Origin of the sequence: Steroidobacter agaridevorans (assembly GCF_009932555.1) — a bacterium.
Lineage (GTDB): Bacteria > Pseudomonadota > Gammaproteobacteria > Steroidobacterales > Steroidobacteraceae > Steroidobacter > Steroidobacter agaridevorans.
The window spans coordinates 575,089-592,668 of record NZ_BLJO01000004.1; the positions used below are offsets into that span (position 1 = coordinate 575,089).

15 protein-coding genes and 1 riboswitch are annotated in these 17,580 nt (G+C 62.7%); of the genes, 5 read left to right on the forward strand and 10 right to left on the reverse strand.

Annotated features, from left to right (window positions below; all coding sequences use genetic code 11):
• Window positions 1–134: 134 nt before the first annotated feature.
• The 8 genes from GYH35_RS17220 to GYH35_RS17250 all read right to left on the reverse strand — a co-directional run bounded on the left by GYH35_RS17220 (window position 135) and on the right by GYH35_RS17250 (window position 7,858).
• Window positions 135–1,376: a hypothetical protein gene (locus GYH35_RS17220; protein WP_161829050.1), complete on the reverse strand. Its 1,242-nt coding sequence runs from the start codon at window positions 1,374–1,376 to the stop codon at window positions 135–137.
• Entirely contained in the window at window positions 1,373–4,519 is a 3,147-nt protein-coding gene (locus tag GYH35_RS17225; RefSeq protein WP_161829051.1) for a DEAD/DEAH box helicase, read from the reverse strand. Before GYH35_RS17225 ends, GYH35_RS17220 begins: the two co-directional genes overlap by 4 nt.
• Before the next feature lie 12 nt (window positions 4,520–4,531).
• Window positions 4,532–5,254 (reverse strand): YebC/PmpR family DNA-binding transcriptional regulator, encoded by a 723-nt coding sequence (locus GYH35_RS17230; protein WP_161811144.1) that lies wholly within the window; start codon window positions 5,252–5,254, stop codon window positions 4,532–4,534.
• 84 nt (window positions 5,255–5,338) lie between these two features.
• A complete protein-coding gene (locus GYH35_RS17235) occupies window positions 5,339–5,692 on the reverse strand; it encodes a DUF1840 domain-containing protein (RefSeq protein WP_161811145.1) in 354 nt (117 codons plus the stop codon).
• Window positions 5,693–5,724: 32 nt separating this feature from the next.
• On the reverse strand, window positions 5,725–5,889 hold the full coding sequence (locus GYH35_RS34620; protein ID WP_202624376.1) for a hypothetical protein: 165 nt from the start codon (window positions 5,887–5,889) through the stop codon (window positions 5,725–5,727).
• A gap of 63 nt (window positions 5,890–5,952) precedes the next feature.
• Window positions 5,953–7,038, reverse strand: coding sequence for an HDOD domain-containing protein (locus GYH35_RS17240; protein ID WP_161811146.1), 1,086 nt, complete (start codon window positions 7,036–7,038; stop codon window positions 5,953–5,955).
• Between the two features lie 81 nt (window positions 7,039–7,119).
• On the reverse strand, window positions 7,120–7,629 hold the full coding sequence (locus GYH35_RS17245; protein ID WP_161829052.1) for a PIN domain-containing protein: 510 nt from the start codon (window positions 7,627–7,629) through the stop codon (window positions 7,120–7,122).
• Window positions 7,607–7,858, reverse strand: coding sequence for a hypothetical protein (locus GYH35_RS17250; RefSeq protein ID WP_161829053.1), 252 nt, complete (start codon window positions 7,856–7,858; stop codon window positions 7,607–7,609). Before GYH35_RS17250 ends, GYH35_RS17245 begins: the two co-directional genes overlap by 23 nt.
• A gap of 163 nt (window positions 7,859–8,021) precedes the next feature.
• Here GYH35_RS17250 and GYH35_RS17255 point away from each other — a divergent pair, with 163 nt between their 5' ends.
• The 3 genes from GYH35_RS17255 (at window position 8,022) to GYH35_RS17265 (ending at window position 11,456) form a co-directional block, all read left to right on the forward strand.
• The gene (locus GYH35_RS17255) at window positions 8,022–8,882 is read left to right on the forward strand and encodes an MBL fold metallo-hydrolase (protein WP_161829054.1); all 861 of its coding nucleotides are present in this window, start codon (window positions 8,022–8,024) and stop codon (window positions 8,880–8,882) included.
• On the forward strand, window positions 8,846–10,315 hold the full coding sequence (locus tag GYH35_RS17260) for an ATP-binding cassette domain-containing protein (protein WP_161829055.1): 1,470 nt from the start codon (window positions 8,846–8,848) through the stop codon (window positions 10,313–10,315). The genes GYH35_RS17255 and GYH35_RS17260 overlap by 37 nt, the downstream gene beginning before the upstream one ends.
• Before the next feature lie 109 nt (window positions 10,316–10,424).
• Window positions 10,425–11,456 carry a serine hydrolase domain-containing protein gene (locus tag GYH35_RS17265; protein WP_161829056.1) on the forward strand — a complete coding sequence of 344 codons (1,032 nt, stop codon included), beginning with the start codon at window positions 10,425–10,427 and terminating at the stop codon, window positions 11,454–11,456.
• Between the two features lie 52 nt (window positions 11,457–11,508).
• On the opposite strand, the gene fusA is transcribed toward GYH35_RS17265, so the two are convergent.
• Both fusA and GYH35_RS17275 read right to left on the reverse strand, forming a co-directional pair.
• Entirely contained in the window at window positions 11,509–13,665 is a 2,157-nt protein-coding gene (fusA, locus tag GYH35_RS17270) for an elongation factor G (protein ID WP_161811152.1), read from the reverse strand.
• Window positions 13,666–13,926: 261 nt separating this feature from the next.
• Window positions 13,927–14,832, reverse strand: coding sequence for a PhzF family phenazine biosynthesis isomerase (locus GYH35_RS17275; RefSeq protein ID WP_161811153.1), 906 nt, complete (start codon window positions 14,830–14,832; stop codon window positions 13,927–13,929).
• 126 nt (window positions 14,833–14,958) lie between these two features.
• Window positions 14,959–15,082, forward strand: a riboswitch (TPP riboswitch).
• A gap of 75 nt (window positions 15,083–15,157) precedes the next feature.
• Here GYH35_RS17275 and GYH35_RS17280 point away from each other — a divergent pair.
• Both GYH35_RS17280 and GYH35_RS17285 read left to right on the forward strand, forming a co-directional pair.
• Window positions 15,158–17,329 carry a TonB-dependent receptor gene (locus GYH35_RS17280; protein WP_161829057.1) on the forward strand — a complete coding sequence of 724 codons (2,172 nt, stop codon included), beginning with the start codon at window positions 15,158–15,160 and terminating at the stop codon, window positions 17,327–17,329.
• Entirely contained in the window at window positions 17,329–17,580 is a 252-nt protein-coding gene (locus GYH35_RS17285; RefSeq protein ID WP_161829058.1) for a YkoF family thiamine/hydroxymethylpyrimidine-binding protein, read from the forward strand. Before GYH35_RS17280 ends, GYH35_RS17285 begins: the two co-directional genes overlap by 1 nt.

Consider the following 17,580-nt stretch of genomic DNA (forward strand, 5'->3'; position numbering starts at 1 on the left):
GCGCTCCCCTTGGATGTCAGCTGACTGGTAGTTCGGCGCGAGCGAGCATACGCCGTCGAGTCGGAGCGCAAATACGTAACGTGCGCCGTGGGGTGCGAGGCGCGCCGCGGCAATTTGCTGCGGCGTGGCGGTCCTCAGCCGACGACGCTTTTCAGATAACGAAACAACAAAGGATGTCCCGCCTGCAGCGCCTTGCGCTCGGCCAGCTCGTCATCTTTCTTCTGGGCGCGGCGGGCTTCGAGCCAGCGATGCACGCACCGATAGTGTCGTTCGCCGGCGGTGTCGGTCCGGGCAAGATCGACGGGCATTTGTCTCGCCAAACCGGGTTCGTGCAACAGCATCCACGCAGGGAAATCGCCGGGAGCGAGCGCCGCGTCAATCGCGTCGTCATCGGCCAGATCGTCTTCCGCGGCCAGAAATTCCTGCCATGCTTTGCCGACGCCAGCATCGGGCTGCTGTGGCTTGCTCAATGCGTCCGCTGCGGCCGACGGTGCGTGCCAGCACAGCGCAAACCAACCCGTCAGCGACTCGATGCGACGATGTTGAAACGCGCCGCTCTGCGCGACGGCCAGGCAAAGGGCAGGGTGACGCCACCACTCTGGATCCTGCTGAACGCAGGCGTTCACGCCAGCCCAATCCTGCGCCTGACTCAGTGCATAGCTGCGATGAAGATGCGGTTCATCGACGGAGAACGGCTGATCAATCAATGCATCGGCGAGTTGTCGCCACAGCGGCGTCAGCAGTTCGCGCCACTGCGACCCCAGCAATCGCTTGGCTGTCGGCGCTGTTTCCTGCAGAAACTCCAGTTCCTGGCGCGCATCGTCGATTGGCTGGCCCAGACGCGCGAGCGTTCCGACCAATCGATCGTATCCGGCCAGGTCTGAGTGCGTCGGCGCGATTTCATACAAACGATCCAACTGACGCTGCGCGTCGGCGGCATTCATCGCGGCCAATGCGCGAGCGATGCCGTTGGTGAGCGTGGCGACGGGATTGTCGAAGAACAAATCCATCTGCGGGGCGAGCTTTGCTGGAATGAATCGTCCCGCGATCAATCGATGCAGCTCGGTCTGCGTGCTGATGCGCAGCGGCTTGTTGGTAGCCGGCGCGTCTGTGTGCCAGGCCGTGAACTCCTGCGGCTGCTCGACCAATCCGATGCTGCGAGCGTAGTTCACCGATTGTTCGATCTGGGCGCGGATCTTTTCCGGGCTGCCCATCAGCACGCCGTCGAGGAATTCGATCTCCTGGCGGCGCCAGCTTTCGTAGTCGCTGTAGGCAAGGCGTCCGGTGGCGAGCAGCAGCTCCAGTACCGTGAACGCGCCTTGTTCCAACAATTGGTCGTCGACCTGCTTCTGCAGGCCAGGGTCGATTTTGATCATGGAGCGAACAGCATTTCGAGATCGGCCGCATCCAGCTGTAGCGGTGCAGCGTTCTTTTCGGTGTAGAGCTGGCTGGCCAGCTGATGTTTCTGTTCCTGCAGCCGCACGATGCGCTCTTCAACCGTGCCTTGCGCGATCAGCTTGTACACGAACACAGGCTTATGCTGGCCGATGCGATGCGCGCGATCCGTGGCCTGAGCTTCGACGGCAGGATTCCACCAAGGGTCATAGTGAATGACGGTGTCCGCGGCGGTGAGATTCAATCCCGTGCCGCCGGCCTTCAGGCTGATGAGAAACAGCGGCACGGCGCCGCTCTGGAATTTCTCGATCAACGGCATGCGGTCCTTGGTATCGCCCGTCAGCAACAGATAAGGAATGCCCAGCTCCTGCATCTGCTCCTCGATCAGCTCCAGCATGGACGTGAACTGCGAGAACAGCAGGATGCGCCGGCCTTCCTCGATCATTTCCGGCAAGGCGTTGCTGAGCCAATCCATCTTGGCCGAGGGAACGGCTTCTTCGGGCTGCTCCGCCGAAGCGACCAGGCGCGGGTCGCAACAGGCTTGGCGCAGCTTGAGCAAGGCGTCGAGCACGGTGATCTGACTGCGGGCGAGTCCGCGTTCCTCGATGGTTTCGCGGACCCGACGGTGCGACGCGAGGCGCACGCCGTCGTAGAAGTCGCGCTGCTTCTCGTCGAGTGCGATGGTTTCGAGGATCTGCGTCTTCGCCGGCAATTCGGGCGCGACGGCATCTTTCGTCCGTCGCAGCACGAATGGAGCGATGCGCCGGCTCAGCGAGAGCGCGCGATCGCGATCGTTGCTCTTTTCGATGGCCGTGCGGTACTGGCGCTGGAAGTCGCGTTCGTCGCCCAGCATGCCCGGCTGCAAAAAATCGATCAGCGACCACAGCTCGCCGAGATGATTCTCCATGGGCGTGCCGGTGAGGCACAGTCGATGCTCAGAGTTGAGCGCGCGCGCCGCTTGAGAAACCTTGGCGCGAGGATTCTTGATCACCTGCGCTTCGTCCATCACGACCAAGTAGAACTCGTGCGCCGTCAGCACCTCACTGTCGAGTTGCAGCAGCGGATACGCGGTGATGACGATGTCGACGTTGCGAATCGAGGGGAACAATTCCTTACGTCGCGCACCATGCAGCGTCAGTTGTTTCAAGTGCGGCGCGAACTGCTGGATCTCGCGCTGCCAATTGCCGATGACGCTGACCGGCGCAACGATGAGCGACGGCTTTGTCAGCCGGCCTTCTTCCTTCTCCAGCGCGAGATGCGCCAGTGTCTGCACCGTTTTGCCCAAGCCCATATCGTCCGCGAGGATGCCGCCGAGATGGCAGCGTCGCAGGAACTGCAGCCAGCCCAGACCTTCTTGCTGATACGGACGCAACGTCGCGTTGAACCGCGCCGGCGGTTGCAGCGGCGTGATCGCGGAGAAGTTCTTGAGCTCGGCAACGGACTCCAGCAGCGCCGCATTCTTCGAGCGCAGCACCGGTGCTTCCGGCTCCGACGTGAGCTGCGCAAGGCGGCTCGCCTGCGATGCCGGCAGCGACAGCGATTGCTGCTTGTTGAGCGCGTCGTGATCGAACAGCTCGACGAGCGTATCGGCGATGCGCCTGATCCGATCGATGGGAACGGGCAAATAGCGCTTGTCGGGCAGCTGCACGAACAGCTGATCGCCGATGCGATGCACGCCGGCTTCACCGGTGCCGAGCGCGCCTTGCAGATAGTCGACCAGCGCCGGCAGCAGATTCACTTGCACGCCATCGACGACGAGGCCGAGCTTCAAGTCGAACCATTCGCGATCGCGCCCGCTGTCCGCGTCCACATACCACTCGCCCGCATCGGCGAGGCGATAGGGGAAGTCGTCGTTGATGACGACGTCCCAACCTTCGGCGCGCAGTTTGGGAATGCCGTCGAGCACGAACGCCAGCCAGAAGTCGCGGCCGTGCGAGCTGTTTGCGAGCGCTGTATCGAAGCGCTGCTGGATCTTGCGCTCGGTCGCGCGGTCCCTCGGGATCTCGTGAAGCTTGTTGTCCGCAAGGATGCGGACGTGAGTCATGTCGTCCGGAAGGGAGCGGCTGTAAACGGGCAGGCCGTTGTAGACGAAGTACAACGTCGCGATGGGATCTTCGGAAAGATACAGCTGTGCGCCGACGCTCTTGCGTGAGCGCCGGACAGCCTTCAATTCACGCAGCTTCGGCAAAGCGGCGCAGCTGCGCACGATTTCTTCATTCAGTTCCGCGACTTGTTCCGGCGCGACCGGCGGCGAGTTCCAGAAGCGACGGAAGTCCTCGATGGGGCAGGGCAGAGCCAGCGCACCGAGTTCCTTGCTCGCCGGATCGACGTAGGTCGCGACATCGAGATCGAAGAAGGTGGCGACCGCATCGTCGCCGCGCTCGGCGACTTCACATTGCAAATACTGATCGCCGTTTTCCAGCTGCTGCCACGACAGCTTGGCCTGTCGCAGCTTGCCTGCTTTCAGCGAAGGAGTATCCAGCGTCTGCCAGCGGGCGCGGCCGGTCGCGATCGCCTGGTTCAGCACGGTCGTGCCTTCGGTGTCGCGCAGCAGCCAGGGACCGTCGGTTCGCTGCGAGAGTAACGATTGCAGGATCTGCCGATCTTCCGAGTCGACGTAGCGAGGGAAGTCGTTGCCTCGTGGCACGAAGATGCTCGAGCTGCCGCGCGTAAGTTTGCTGGAGCCGGGCGATGTCTGGCCGACCCAGGTCGAGAGTTGCAACTCGCCGGCGGACGTTGCCTGCAACAGATAGTAGAGCCGCTGTTGTAACTGCGGCCCGGCAGGCGCTGAGGTCGCGCGTTGCAGTGATGACGTGGGCCGCTGAGGCGAGGCAACGCTCGGCGCGTTGCTCACCGCCGCGATGGATACAGCGGCAATGTGCACGCACGGGCTTGGCTTGCCGCAGCTGCATTCGGCTTCCGTGATCTGCGCGTCGTTCGGCTTCGCGTGTCGAATGTAAACACGCTGCCGTTTGGCCGCCGCGCTCTCATCGGCGACCACACCGGTCACGACCAGGCCAGATTGCAGGATCCGCAGCTCGCTGACAGCGCCGCCGCGGACCAGTTTCTCCGCGGCCTGATACAGGTCGTCGCCAAACGCGACCTGTAGCCGCGCCAAAGACACGTGGTTACTCCATCAAGCCAGCGTGTGATACACCTTCTGCACGTCCTCGTCCTGTTCGAGCTTGTCGATCATTTCCAGGACTTCGGTGGCCTGCGCTTCGGGCAGCTCGGTGGGCGTGAGACAGATGTATTCATGCTCGGCGGACAGCGGGGTGATGCCGCGATCTTCCAGTGCTTTTTGCATCTGGCCGAACTCGGGGAAGTTGCAGCGGGCCACGATCTGCGGCTCGCCCTTTTCGCCGGTGCTCTCGCCCATCTCCTCCAGGCCGTGGTCGATCAGGTACAGCTCCAGGTCGTCCTGATCGATGCCTTCGGGATTCAAGCGGAACACGCCCATTTTCTTGAACTGAAAGCTCACGCTGTTCGCCGTGCCGAGATTGCCTTCGTGCTTGGTGAAGATGCTGCGCACGTTGGCGACGGTGCGGGTCGGATTGTCGGTGGCGGTTTCCACCAGCACGGCGACGCCATGCGGTGCGTAGCCTTCGTACAGGATTTCGGTGAAGTTGGCCGCGTCCTTACCGGAGGCGCGCTTGATCGCCGCTTCGACCTTGTCCTTGGGCATGTTGACGGCGCGTGAGTTCTGGATCACGCGACGCAGGGCCGGGTTGGAGTGGGGGTCGGGGCCGCCGTTCTTCACGGCGATGGTGATGTCCTTGCCGATGCGGGCGAATTGCTTCGCCATGCGGTTCCAGCGCGCGAACATCGCGTGCTTTCTGACTTCGAAAATGCGGCCCATTGGATAGCTCTCCAGAACTCCAAGCGGGCCAGTTTACCACCGAGCTTGGCGGCCGGTGGTCAATGACAGAAGGGGTGGGGCGGGTTATTTACCCTTGGCTTCCCAGACCAGTTCGGCCTGGGCGGCCGCGGCCCGCTTCAGGATGCTGAGCAACGGCACGGCCCGGGTCGCCAGGTCCACCGGCGGCTCGCGGTCTTCGTCGTCCTCGTCCTCATTCTTGGCATCTTCGTTGTCGGCCGGGCGGGCCGGGGTGACGTGCGTGCCGGCCTTGATCTGCTCGGTGGCGTGCTCCAGCTGGCGCAGGGCCAGGGGCACGTCGTCCGGGCCGAGCGCACCGGGGATGCGCCCGGTGGCGCCCATCAGCTTGAGCAACTGAACCGCAACGTCCTCGAACATGGTGATGGATTCAGTCGCGGTGGAGCGGAACGTGACCAACATGTGCGAGCTTGCTCCGAGTAGGAAAAGATGAGCTAGGTGCAGCCCCGAACCAGAAACAGCACGAACAGGATCGGAATCGGCACGCCCAGCAGCCACAGCAGGATCCAACCTACTTTACCCCGCTCGCGCCCGTAATTCAGCATTCGGTGCAGGCCGGGCGGCGGACGCTTGCGCATGTTTGCAGGCTCGTGAGCCATGGCAGTCCCCTCATTCACTGCGATATGCAATGAACGGCTGCCGTCGCGGCACGGTTCCGGGCGCTATTCCTCGACGGCTTTGTTCGCCGCGGTCCAGATTTCCTGGACGATCCGCCGGGTCAGGCCTTGTTCCATCAGTAATGCCTGTGCGCCTTCTTCGGAATAAGTGCCGCGCCTGGTCAGCAATGTCAGCGCCCCGCACAGCTCGCCGAAATAGATGGCCTGGCCGAGCGCGCTCATGTGTCCCGGGGGCACTTTGTCCGTCTGTTCCTGCAAGGCGCGAATGGAAGGATCGGAGAGCTCCCAGGTCGCCGCGATGAAGCCCGCGACATTCGGCGCCTCCATCTGCATGGCGCGAATGAACACTTCGGCGCGGGGCTGCAGGTCCTGGTGTTCCCGATATGTTTCCATCGTCAGTCGAAACAGCACGATGCGCGCCAGCGGGCCGAGCAGACCGATCAGCTGCGCGATGAAAGGATCGGCATTGCCGATCGCTCGCGCGCACACTTCGGACGCGGCCGCCGTCCGTTGCGCATGTTCCCAAGTCACCGAGGCGAAGTTGTCGAAGTGACCTCTGGGTTGCCGGAACACCGGCTGTAGCAGCGCCGTCGCCAGCAAGCTGCGGAGCCCATCGGTGCCGAGCACGACGACGGCGCGATCGAGGCTGTCCACCGGCTCGGGCGAATAACGATACGCGGCGCTGTTGGCTCGTTGCAGAGTGCTGCCGGCCAGTGCCGGGTCTTCGAGAATCAGCCGGACCAATTCCCGCCGCGTGCTTTCATCGTCGTTCAGCGCCTGCATGAGCTTGGGCAGCAGCATCGGACGGCGCGGGAAATACTCTCGCTGATGAACGGCCGCCGCGGCGTGGTCGTTCACCTTCTCCAGGACGTCGGCGTGCTCACCGGAGATCGCGTAGTCGAAACCGGGAACGCTGAAAGCGAGCTTGTAACATTCGGCATAGGCACTGGCGGTTGCTTCCGTTTCGAACGGCGGACCGTCGCCGCCGGGCGAGCTCGTGACGGCGCGCACAGCGTCGCGAGGCGCCGCGGTGACCGAGGAGCGATTCGATGAGCTCGTCGAGCCGCGCATGCCGAACATGAACACAGCCAGCCCGACCATGACTGCGATCAGAATGATGGTGAGGGTCACGCTCGACCTTGCTCCTATTCTGGAAGCTCTTTGCTGGCTCGATGATACCTTCGCTCGCTGCGCCGGTGCATCGCTCCGGTTTCAACCAGCGGCTCGCCCCCGGCGGCGGCGCGCATACGTCGGCGGCGTGGGCTCATGCACGGAGCCTGGCGTCGCAGGCGACAGATCGTACTCAGTTTGAACGAGCGGATTGATGATTTTGACGCCGGCGATGATCTGGCCCGCATTGAGGTCTTCGGTGTAGAGCTGCGATGCTTCGGCCTGCTCGGCCGAGGCGACGATTAGCGCATCCCAGAAAGAGAGTCGTGCAGATTCGGAGAGATCACTGGCTCGCATGATGATTTCAGGCGTCGTCGGAGACTGAACCCACGGCGCGTAGGTTTGAACGACCTCACGTGCGTTGGCGCGAGGAGTCTTCAGCTTCTGTGTGGCCGTTACATAGAATTCCTGGAGCACCTGCACGGAAACGCGCCCAAGCTGTTCTTCCCACAGTCGTTCCAGTGCGCGAGTTGCGCGAATATGTTTCTCGCCGGCCGCTGGGTCGTACGCGTAGACCAGGATATTTGTATCAACGAAAACGATTGCGGTCATGAATCTCGTCCCGGCTTTCCATGCGACCGCTAGCCATACCGATCCCCGTTTTCATCAAGGCCAGGGCTTTCCGTCGTGCGGATTCGTAGCTGCGGTCGTCGGCGACCAGACGACGCAATTCATCGGCTAGTAGCGCGCTGATGCTCGTTCCGCGGCGCGCGGCAATGGCGCGGGCCTGCTTGAGCAGTGCAGGCTCGATTGCCACGGTGATGTTCTGTTTGTCGGCCATTCTGACGTATCCAATCTTGTTTCACGCAAAATACGTGAACCTCGATGGGCGGTCAATCTTGCGGCGCGAGCGCGTCAATCGGTGCGTTGGTGTGTCGTTGACGCTGCAGCCACTGACGCCTCCCGGCGAGCAGGGCAGATAGCAGTGGTGATAACCTAGTGCGATGCCGCTCAGCTCCGGACAATTCGACGAGATCGCGCCTGGCGTGCGCCGCCTGGTGGCGCGCAATCCCGGGTTCATGACGGGGCCGGGGACGAACACGTATCTGGTCGGCCATGAGCGTTATCTGGTGATCGATCCAGGGCCGGAGGATCCGGTGCATGTCGAGCGCATCGTCAAGGAAACGGGCGGTCGTATCGACGCGGTGCTCGCGACTCACACGCATCCGGATCATTCGCCCGCCGCCAGGGCGCTGGCCGAGGCGACGGGTGCGAAAGTGATGGGCAAGGCGGCGCCCGTGCATGGGCGTCAGGACGCGGCATTCGCGCCGGGCAAACAGTTGCAGGATGACGATCGAGTGACGATCGATTCGCTCACGTTGCGGGTCGTGCATACGCCGGGGCATGCGTCGAACCATCTTTGTTATCTGCTCGAAGGCACGGGCTTGCTGTTCACTGGCGATCATTTGATGCAAGGCTCGACGGTGGTCATCGGTCCGCCGGATGGCAGCATGACGGAATACCTGCGCTCGCTGGAGCGCTTGCAGACCTTGCCGGTCACCCGTCTCGCGCCCGGCCACGGCCTGACCATCGAAGACGCGCAGGCCGAGATCGTTCGTATCATCGCGCATCGCCTGCAGCGCGAAGCAAAAGTGGTCGCGCGGCTTGGAGACCTGGGTGTCTCGAACCTCGATACCTTGGTCGTCAGCGTCTACGACGACGTCGATCCCCGCTTGCATCCGGTGGCGAAAGGCTCGCTGCTGGCCCATCTGCTGAAACTGGAAGAAGACGGCCGGGTCGTGCGCGACTCGCCGGACATCAACGCCCCGTGGTCTCTGAAAAACACTCCAAGTCCGTCCCGCTGATCGAGCTCGTCGACTGTTCGCTGATCTTCGAAGCGCACCAGGCGCTCGATGAAGTCAGCTTCACGTTGCGCAAGGGCGAGCGCTGGGCGCTGATCGGCGCCAACGGTTCCGGCAAGACCCTGCTGCTGAAGATGCTTCGCGGCGAAGTCTGGCCGACGCCTACGGGACGTCAGCGTCGTACTGCATCGTTGGCGAAAGAGCAGATTGCCTATGTCGGACCGGAGCGGCAGGACAAGTACGTTCGCTACGACTGGAATCTCACGGTCACGCAGGTTGTAACGACGGGGTTGTTCGACGAGGACATTCCGCTGACGCAGCCGACGCATGCTCAGAAGGAGCGGGTCGCGCGGGTATTGAAGAGATTCGGTCTGTGGGGATTGAGGCAGCGGCGCATTCTCACGTTGTCTTATGGCCAGCGCCGCCTGGCGCTGGTGGCGCGTTTGTTTGCTGGCAACGCGGCGGTGCTGTTGCTGGATGAGGTGTTCAATGGCCTGGACGTGCGAGCCAAGGAGAAGTTGAAGAAGGCGCTCGAGCAGCCCAGAGGCGGACACGATTGGGTGATCACCTCGCATCGGCCGAAAGAGTTGCCGAAGAATGTGACGCACGTGGCGCACATCGAGCACGGCCGGATCGTTTCGGCGGGCCCGGTGGGCCATGAACGGAAGGTTGCGCACGGCCGCAAAGAGCAGAAAGCAAAACACAGGGTGCTGGTAGCGGCGAAGCCGAGGAGGAAGCCCTCGTCCACGCCGCTGTTCGTCATCCGCAACGCCGACATCTATCGCGACTACCGACCGGTCATCCGCGATCTCAACTGGACGTTGGCGCGCGGTGAGAACTGGGCGATTCTGGGCGCCAACGGCTCGGGCAAGAGCTCGCTGCTCAATATGATCTACGGCGACCTGCATCCCGCGCTCGGCGGGACGATCGAGCGTGAGGGCGTGCCGCGCGGTACTCACATCGAGACTTGGAAACATCGGCTCGGTTGGGTGTCGCCGGAGCTGCAGGCGGATCATTACCTGGCCACTTCGATCGAAGAGATCGTCATCTCGGGCCGCTATTCCAGTGTCGGCCTGAACGACGCACCGACGACTGCCGATCGCAAAGCCGCCGATCGCTGGCTGAAGTTCTTCAACATCGAACATCTGCGGGCTCGCGGCCCGCGACAGGTGTCCTATGGCCAGATGCGGATGGCGCTGTTCGCGCGGGCCATGATGAACGATCCGGAATTGTTGCTGCTCGATGAGCCTTGCACCGGCCTCGACGGCGACGTGCGTGCGACCCTGCTCGGTTTCATCGAGCAGCTGGCGGAGAAGGGAACCCAAATCGTCATGGCCGTGCACGATCCGGAAGACATCGTACCCGCCGTGAAGCACGTGCTCCGCATCGGCCGCGGCGGCAAGGTGGAGTTGGTCGATGTCGACTTCAGCTGGTAAACGGCAATTACCGCGCTGAAGCATGCGTTGCGAATCAGCCGGGTCGGCAAGGTGCCAGCAATCGACATAGACTAGGATCGACCGCCGCGATGAAATGCCGAGGCTGCCGGTGTTCAAGTCGATCTCAACGTCCGTAATGCTGACGCTTTGTTTCGCGCTCGCGCACGCGGACGCGGCGCTCGAGCCCGCCAAGACCATCGCCGCTGAAGTGGCGAGCGGCGTTCATCCGGGGTTCGAATCGTTCATCATGCAGGTCGACGGCGTCATCGTCGGTCGCACGGTCGATCCGACGTTGGCGAAGCGGCCGCCGGATCTTCGCTCCGCGACCAAATCCATCACTGCGCTATTGATCGGCATCGCCATCGATCGAGGGGCGATTCCTTCGGTGCAGTCCAAAGTGATGGACCTGCTGCCCAGCCTGCGCACAGCGTTCGAAAACGATCCGCGTAAGGCGGCGATGACGCTCGAAGATCTGCTCACCATGCGCAGCGGGCTCGACTGCAACGATTGGGATCCGAAGTCGCCGGGCCAGGAAGACAAAATGTACCGGCAGCAGGACTGGGTCGCCTTCTGGAGCGAGCTGAAGATGCGCACCGAGCCGGGCAAGGAATTTTCCTATTGCACCGGAAACGTGGTGGCGCTGGGCGAAATCCTGGCGGACGCCGTGAGCATGTCAGCCGATGCTTTCGCGCTGAAATATTTATTCATCCCGCTCGAAGCGCGACGCGCCGAATGGCGTTACTATGATGGCAAGCGCGGCGTCGACACTGGCGGGCACTTGCGATTGGAGCCGGATGATCTGCTGAAGGTCGGCGAGTTGGTGCTCGCGCGCGGCGCATACAAAGGCAAGCGCATCGTTTCCGAAGCCTGGATCGACGCGATGACTCAGGAGCGCACCGGCATTTCCGGAATGAACCAGCGCTATGGTTATCTGTGGTGGCTGGATCACACCAAGGATCCGAACCTGCCGCAAACCAAGCTGTGGTGGGCGCAGGGCAACGGCGGCTCGCTGCTGATGGTCATGCCGGAGCTGCGCGCCGTGATGGTCACCACCGGCACGCGTTTCAACCGCCCGGACATGCTCGAGCCGATGTTCTGGCTGAGGGATCGATTGCTGCCGGCGATGCGGCCGGGCAAATAAAAAGGGCGGTGTCTTTCGACACCGCCCTGGCTCATCCCGAGCTGCGGGAAGCTTAAGCCTTCGGCGCCGAACGCGCCTTGGCGGCTTCCTCGATGACCACGTCGGCGACGTTCTTCGGCACTGGATCGTAGTGCGAGAACTCCATCGTGTACGAGGCGCGACCCGAGGTCATGCCACGCAGATGGCCGATGTAGCCGAACATTTCCGACAGCGGCACGGTGGCCACGACGGCGATGTTGGTGCCACGCTCCAACTGCTCCTGGATCATGCCGCGACGACGGTTCATGTCGCCGATCACGTCGCCCAGGTAGTCGGACGGGGTCACGGTCTCGACCTTCATCACCGGCTCGAGCAGGATCGGACCGGCCTTGCGGATGGCTTCGCGGAAGCAGGCCTTCGCCGCGATTTCGAACGTCAGCGCGTTCGAGTCGACGTCGTGGTAGCTGCCGTCCGTGAGGCGGGCCCGGAAGTCCACCGTCGGGTACTGCGCGAGCACGCCCTGTTCCATCTGCATGCGCAGACCTTTTTCCACCGACGGCACGTATTCACGCGGCACCGAGCCACCGACGGTTTCGTCGACGAACTCGAAGCCGGCGCCGCGCTCGAGCGGCTCGAACGTGATCCACACTTCGGCGAACTGACCGGAACCGCCGGTCTGTTTCTTGTGGACGTACTGCTCGGCGATCGTCTTGGTGAACGCTTCGCGGTAAGCCACCTGCGGCTGACCCATGATGCCTTCGACGTTGTACTCCGTGCGAATGCGGTCGAGCGTCACTTCGAGGTGCAACTCGCCCATGCCGCGCAGAATCGTCTGGCCCGTTTCGCGATCGGTTTCCAGCTTCAGCGAAGGATCGGCGCGGACCATCTTGCCCAGCGCGGTGCCGAACTTCTCCTGCTCCGCCTTGTTCTTCGGCTTCACCGAGACGCTGATGACGGGGTCCGGGAAGCGCATGCGCTCCAGGATCACCGGGCTTTCGGAGGCGCACAGCGTGTCGCCGGTTTCCGTTTCGGCAAGCGAGACCAGCGCGATGATGTCGCCGGCGCGGGCTTCTTCGATCGGGTTCGCGTCCTTGGCGAACATTTCCACCATGCGGCCGATCTTCTCGCGCTTGCCGCGAGTCGAGTTCATCACCGACATGCCCTTGGTGAGCACGCCCGAGTACACGCGCACGAAGGTGAGCGCGCCGTACGCGTCGTTGAGCACCTTGAACGCCAGGGCCGAGAACGGCTCGTCGTCCGAGCTCTTGCGCTCGCCGTTCGGGTTACCGTCCTGGTCCACGGTCTTGATGGCTTCGACGTCGGTCGGGGCCGGCAGATAGTCGACGACGGCGTCGAGCATCTGGGTCACGCCCTTGTTCTTGTACGACGAGCCGCACAGCACCGGGTTGAAGGAGGCGGTGATCGTGCCCTTGCGCAGGCACTTGCGCAGCACCTCGGGCGACGGCTCGACGCCGTCTTCCAGGTACTTTTCCATCGCCGCGTCGTCCTGCTCCAGGCAGGTGTCGACCAGGTCGGAACGGTACTTGGCGATGTCGGCGAGGATCTTGCGATCGCTCGGCACGCTGATGTCCAGCTTGTCGGCCAGGTCGGCGGTGATGGCGTGTTCGACCGGCACGGCGTCGCGATCGTCGGATTCCCACACCAGGGCCTTCATCTCGACCAGGTCGATCATGCCCTTGAAGTTGTCTTCCGAGCCGATCGGCAGTTGCACGGGCAGCGGACGGGCGCCGAGGCGCTTCTTGATCATGTCCACGCAGCGCAGGAAGTTGGCGCCGCTGCGGTCCATCTTGTTGACGTAGCAAATACGCGGCACGCCGTAGTTGTCGGCGAGACGCCAGTTCGTTTCAGACTGCGGCTCCACGCCGGCGACGCCGTCGAACACGACGACCGCGCCGTCCAGCACGCGCAGCGAGCGGTTCACTTCGATGGTGAAGTCGACGTGGCCCGGGGTGTCGATGACGTTGATCTTCTTCTTGCGCCAGAACGTCGAGACGGCGGCCGACTGAATCGTGATGCCGCGCTTCTGCTCCTGCTCCATGTAGTCCGTCGTGGTCGAGGACTTCAGATCCTTGGTGTCGTGAACGTCGACGATCGTGTGCTTGCGGCCGGTGTAGTACAGGATGCGTTCGGTGGTCGTGGTCTTACCGGCGTCGACGTGGGCGATGATGCCGATGTTTCTAATATCGGCAAGGGCTGTAGTACGGGGCATGTCAGATTTCCGTTACAAGGTCTGTGCGCAGCTAGGTTTGTGGGTCGTTTAGCGGGCGCGGATTCTATCGGAAAACCGCGCAAATGAGATTACCCAGGCGGCTCCCAACCGGGGCGCCCAGGCGAAGGGCGCGCATTCTACCTGAAAAATCGGCCGAAGTTATTGTAAGAGAAAGAAAATTTTCGAGCCGTGCCGGGAATTTGACGGCCGCCGGCTCAGCCGCGGCCTTACGGTAGGAATTTTCAGGGTTTTTTGGGCCGTTCAGGCCTGGATGTTGGCCTCGTACACGATCACGGCGTCGCCGACGATGCGGACCGACTGCGCGACCTTGCCCGACGACTCGATCGCCACCTCGACCATGCCGGGACGGCGCATCCACATGCCCTGACGGCCCTGGAACACGACGCGCCCGTCCTTAGGCGTCATCAGGCCGTGATTGACGAGATAGACACCGAGCATGCCGTGCGCATTGCCGCTGACCGCGTCTTCGCGGATGCCGAGCGCCGGAACAAACATCCGCGATTCGGTGCCGACGACGCCGTTGTTCTCGACCAGCGCGAACACGAAATATCCCTCCGCGCCCACGTGCGATGTGAGGCGGGCGAGCTCTTCGAAGTCCGGCTTGATCGCGCCGAGCAGGTCGTTGGACTTCAAGCCCACCAGCAGGCGCGAGCCGCCCTTGGTCAGGACCTGCAACGGACAATCGACGTGCAGGCTCGGGCTGGAGATGCCGAGCGCATTCAACACCTGGCGGCGGTGATGCTCCGGAATGACAGGGCCGAGCGACGGCGGGTTCTGGGTGATGGCGATGCGCAGGTCGCCGTCGACATCGGTGACCTCGATTTCGACGATGCCGGCGCCCGTGCGCTGCCGCAGCCGGCCGCCGGGTTTGCCGTCTTTCTTCGCCCGCACGTATTGCGCGGCGATGGTGGCGTGACCGACGAACGGCACTTCATGGCGCGGCGTGAAGAATCTCACCTGCATGTCGTGATCGCCGGATTCGGCTTCCAGCACGAACGCGGTCTCGCCGTTCACTTCGGTGGCGATGGTCTGCATCTGCTCATCGGTCAGATGGTCCGCGTCGAGCACCACGATGGCGGGATTGCCGGTATAGCGTTGGCGAGTGAACGCGTCGACGTGAAACAGCCGGCAATGTCGGTTGGGCATGGTTGCAGCCATAGAAAAAACGAAAGCGCTCTTATAGCGCCAGAAGCGATTGGTGCCCAGTGCCCAGCGTCCAACAAGAGCCAAAAGGGGCGCTTTGTGCCTTTCGCACGCTCTTTGTTACAATCGCGCCCGCCTTAGGGGTGGCCCTGACTGGGGCCCGAGATGCCAACCGCCGAACGCCGGCTCATTGGCAAACCCGTTGAACCTGATCCGGTTAGTACCGGCGTAGGGAGCAGGTAGTGACCGTTGCCGATCGTGACCGGTCCGTTTATTTCCCCGCTCTTCGCCCGCTGTTGCCCGGATCTTCACTGAAGAGGATCTGGCCATGTTCATCGACGAACAAATAATTTTCGGAAAAAGTCTCGGGAGATGCACCCGGGCATCGATTGTTTCCCTGGCGCTGACCGCCAGCCTGGCGACCGCCGCCGAGCAGGATGTGCTCGAAGAAGTGGTCGTCACCGCGACACTCCGTCAGCAATCCTTGGTCGAAGCGCCGGTCAGCGTGACGGTGCTGGACGCGACGACGTTGCGCGACGGCGGTCGGCAGCATTTCGAAGATGTGCTCTCGAACGTGCCGAACCTGTCTTATGCGAGCGGCACTTCACGTCCGCGCTTCTTCCAGATTCGCGGCATCGGTGAGCGCGAGGAATGGCAGGGCGCGCCGAATCCTTCGGTCGGCTTCCTGATCGACGATATCGATTTCAGCGGCATGGGCATGCCGGCCACGACATTCGATGTCGATCGCATCGAAGTGCTGCGCGGGCCGCAAGGCTTGCACTACGGCGCGAACGCGCTCGGCGGCCTCATCGTCCTGCGTGGCCGCGATCCCGAAGATCAATTTGGTTTCTCCACCGAAGCTTCGGTCGGCGAGTACAACAGCCAATCGATCGGCGCGGTCGCGACCGGTCCGGTCGAGTCGCTGAATTCAGCCTGGCGCGTGGCGGTTCAGAACTATCGCACCGATGGTTTTCGCAAGGATGTTTATCTCGGCCGCGATGACACGATGGATCGCGACGAGCTGACGGCGCGCGCCAAATGGCGCTGGCGCCCGAGCGAAAGCACGACGGTCGATCTGACCTGGCTGCATGCCGATCTCGATAACGGCTACGACGCGTGGTCGATCGATAATTCACGCGTGTCGCTCGCCGATCGTCCGGGCAGGGATTCGCAGAAGTCCGATGGCGCGGCGCTGCGCGTCGATACATCGGCAGGCCAGCTGGGCCGTTTGACGCTGACGGCGACGCTGTCCGATAGCAACACCGACTACAGCTTCGACGCTGACTGGGGGAATGCGGAGAGCTGGGCGCCGTACACCTATGATTATTTCGATCGCCAGCAACGCGACCGTCGCGGCCGCAGTTTCGAGGCTCGTATCACTTCCGAAGAAGCAGCGTCGCCGCACGGGGTGACGTGGGTCGCGGGCGTTTATGGATTGGATGTGGATGAGCAGCTCTACTACACGTCGCAAGGCGTCTACATCGATCCATTCTTCCCTGACTACTCCGGATCCACCGACAAGACACTGCGCAGCGATTACGACGCGCAGAATCTCGCGATGTATGCGCAGGTCGAAGCGCCGTTCAGCGAGCGCTGGGGCTGGTCGTTTGGATTGCGCGGCGAGCAGCGCGATGCCGATTACACCGATCGCCGCACCGGCGAAGATTTGACCGGCATCGATGCGTCCGCGAAGGACACCATGTGGGGCGGGCAGGCGACGATCTATTTCGATCCGCGCGATCACTTGCGTTGGTTCGCCACGCTGTCGCGTGGCTACAAAGCCGGTGGGTTCAATCTCGGTGAAGCGGCGCAGGTGCAAGCGGACTTCCAGCCCGAGAGTCTGATCGGTCTCGACGTGGGCATGAAAGGTCAGTGGCTCGAGGGCCGCCTGTATGCGGATGTCACGGCCTTTTATATGAAGCGCACCGATATGCAGGTGGCGATCAGCACGCAGCTCGATCCGGGCGATCCGAGCAGCTATCTGCTCTACACCGACAACGCCTCCGGCGGCCGCAACATGGGCGTCGAGAGCAGCGTGCGCTGGCGTGCGACCGATACGTTGGAGTTAGGCGGAGCGCTCGGACTCCTGCGCACCCGTTACTCCGGCTTCCGTCCCGACGGTGTCACCGACTTGAGCGATCGCGATCAGGCGTATGCGCCCGAGTACCAGGCATCGGTGAATGCAACGTGGCGTCACCCGCTGGGCTGGATGGCGCGCGTCGATGTGGCCGCGACCGACAATTATTACTTCGACGTGCCCGACCTCGACGTCGACAAGAACAACTATCGATCCAACACCTACACGCTTGCACACCTGAAAGCCGGCTACGAAGCCGAAACCTGGGCCGTGTACGCCTGGGGCCGCAACGTGTTCGACGAGGATTACTATACGCGCGGCTTCTTCTTCGGCAACGAGCCGCCCGATTTTGCAAACAAGCGCTACACGCAGCTCGGCGAGCCGCGGCAGTTCGGTGTCACCTTCCGTTGGGAGTTCAAATAATGCGTACCGCCATCGAGATCAGTCTCTATCCGCTCGACGCTGACTACATTCCGCCGATCAAGGATTTCATCGATCGGCTGAACACGTATCCCGAGCTGCAGGTCACGACCAACGCCATGAGCACGCAGATCGCCGGCGAGCATGCGCGCTTGTTCGAGATTCTCGGCAAGGAGACTGCAATCAGCTTCGCCGGGCACGGTCGCAAAGTGTTCGTGATGAAGGTGCTCGGCGGCACCGTGCCGGACGCCTGA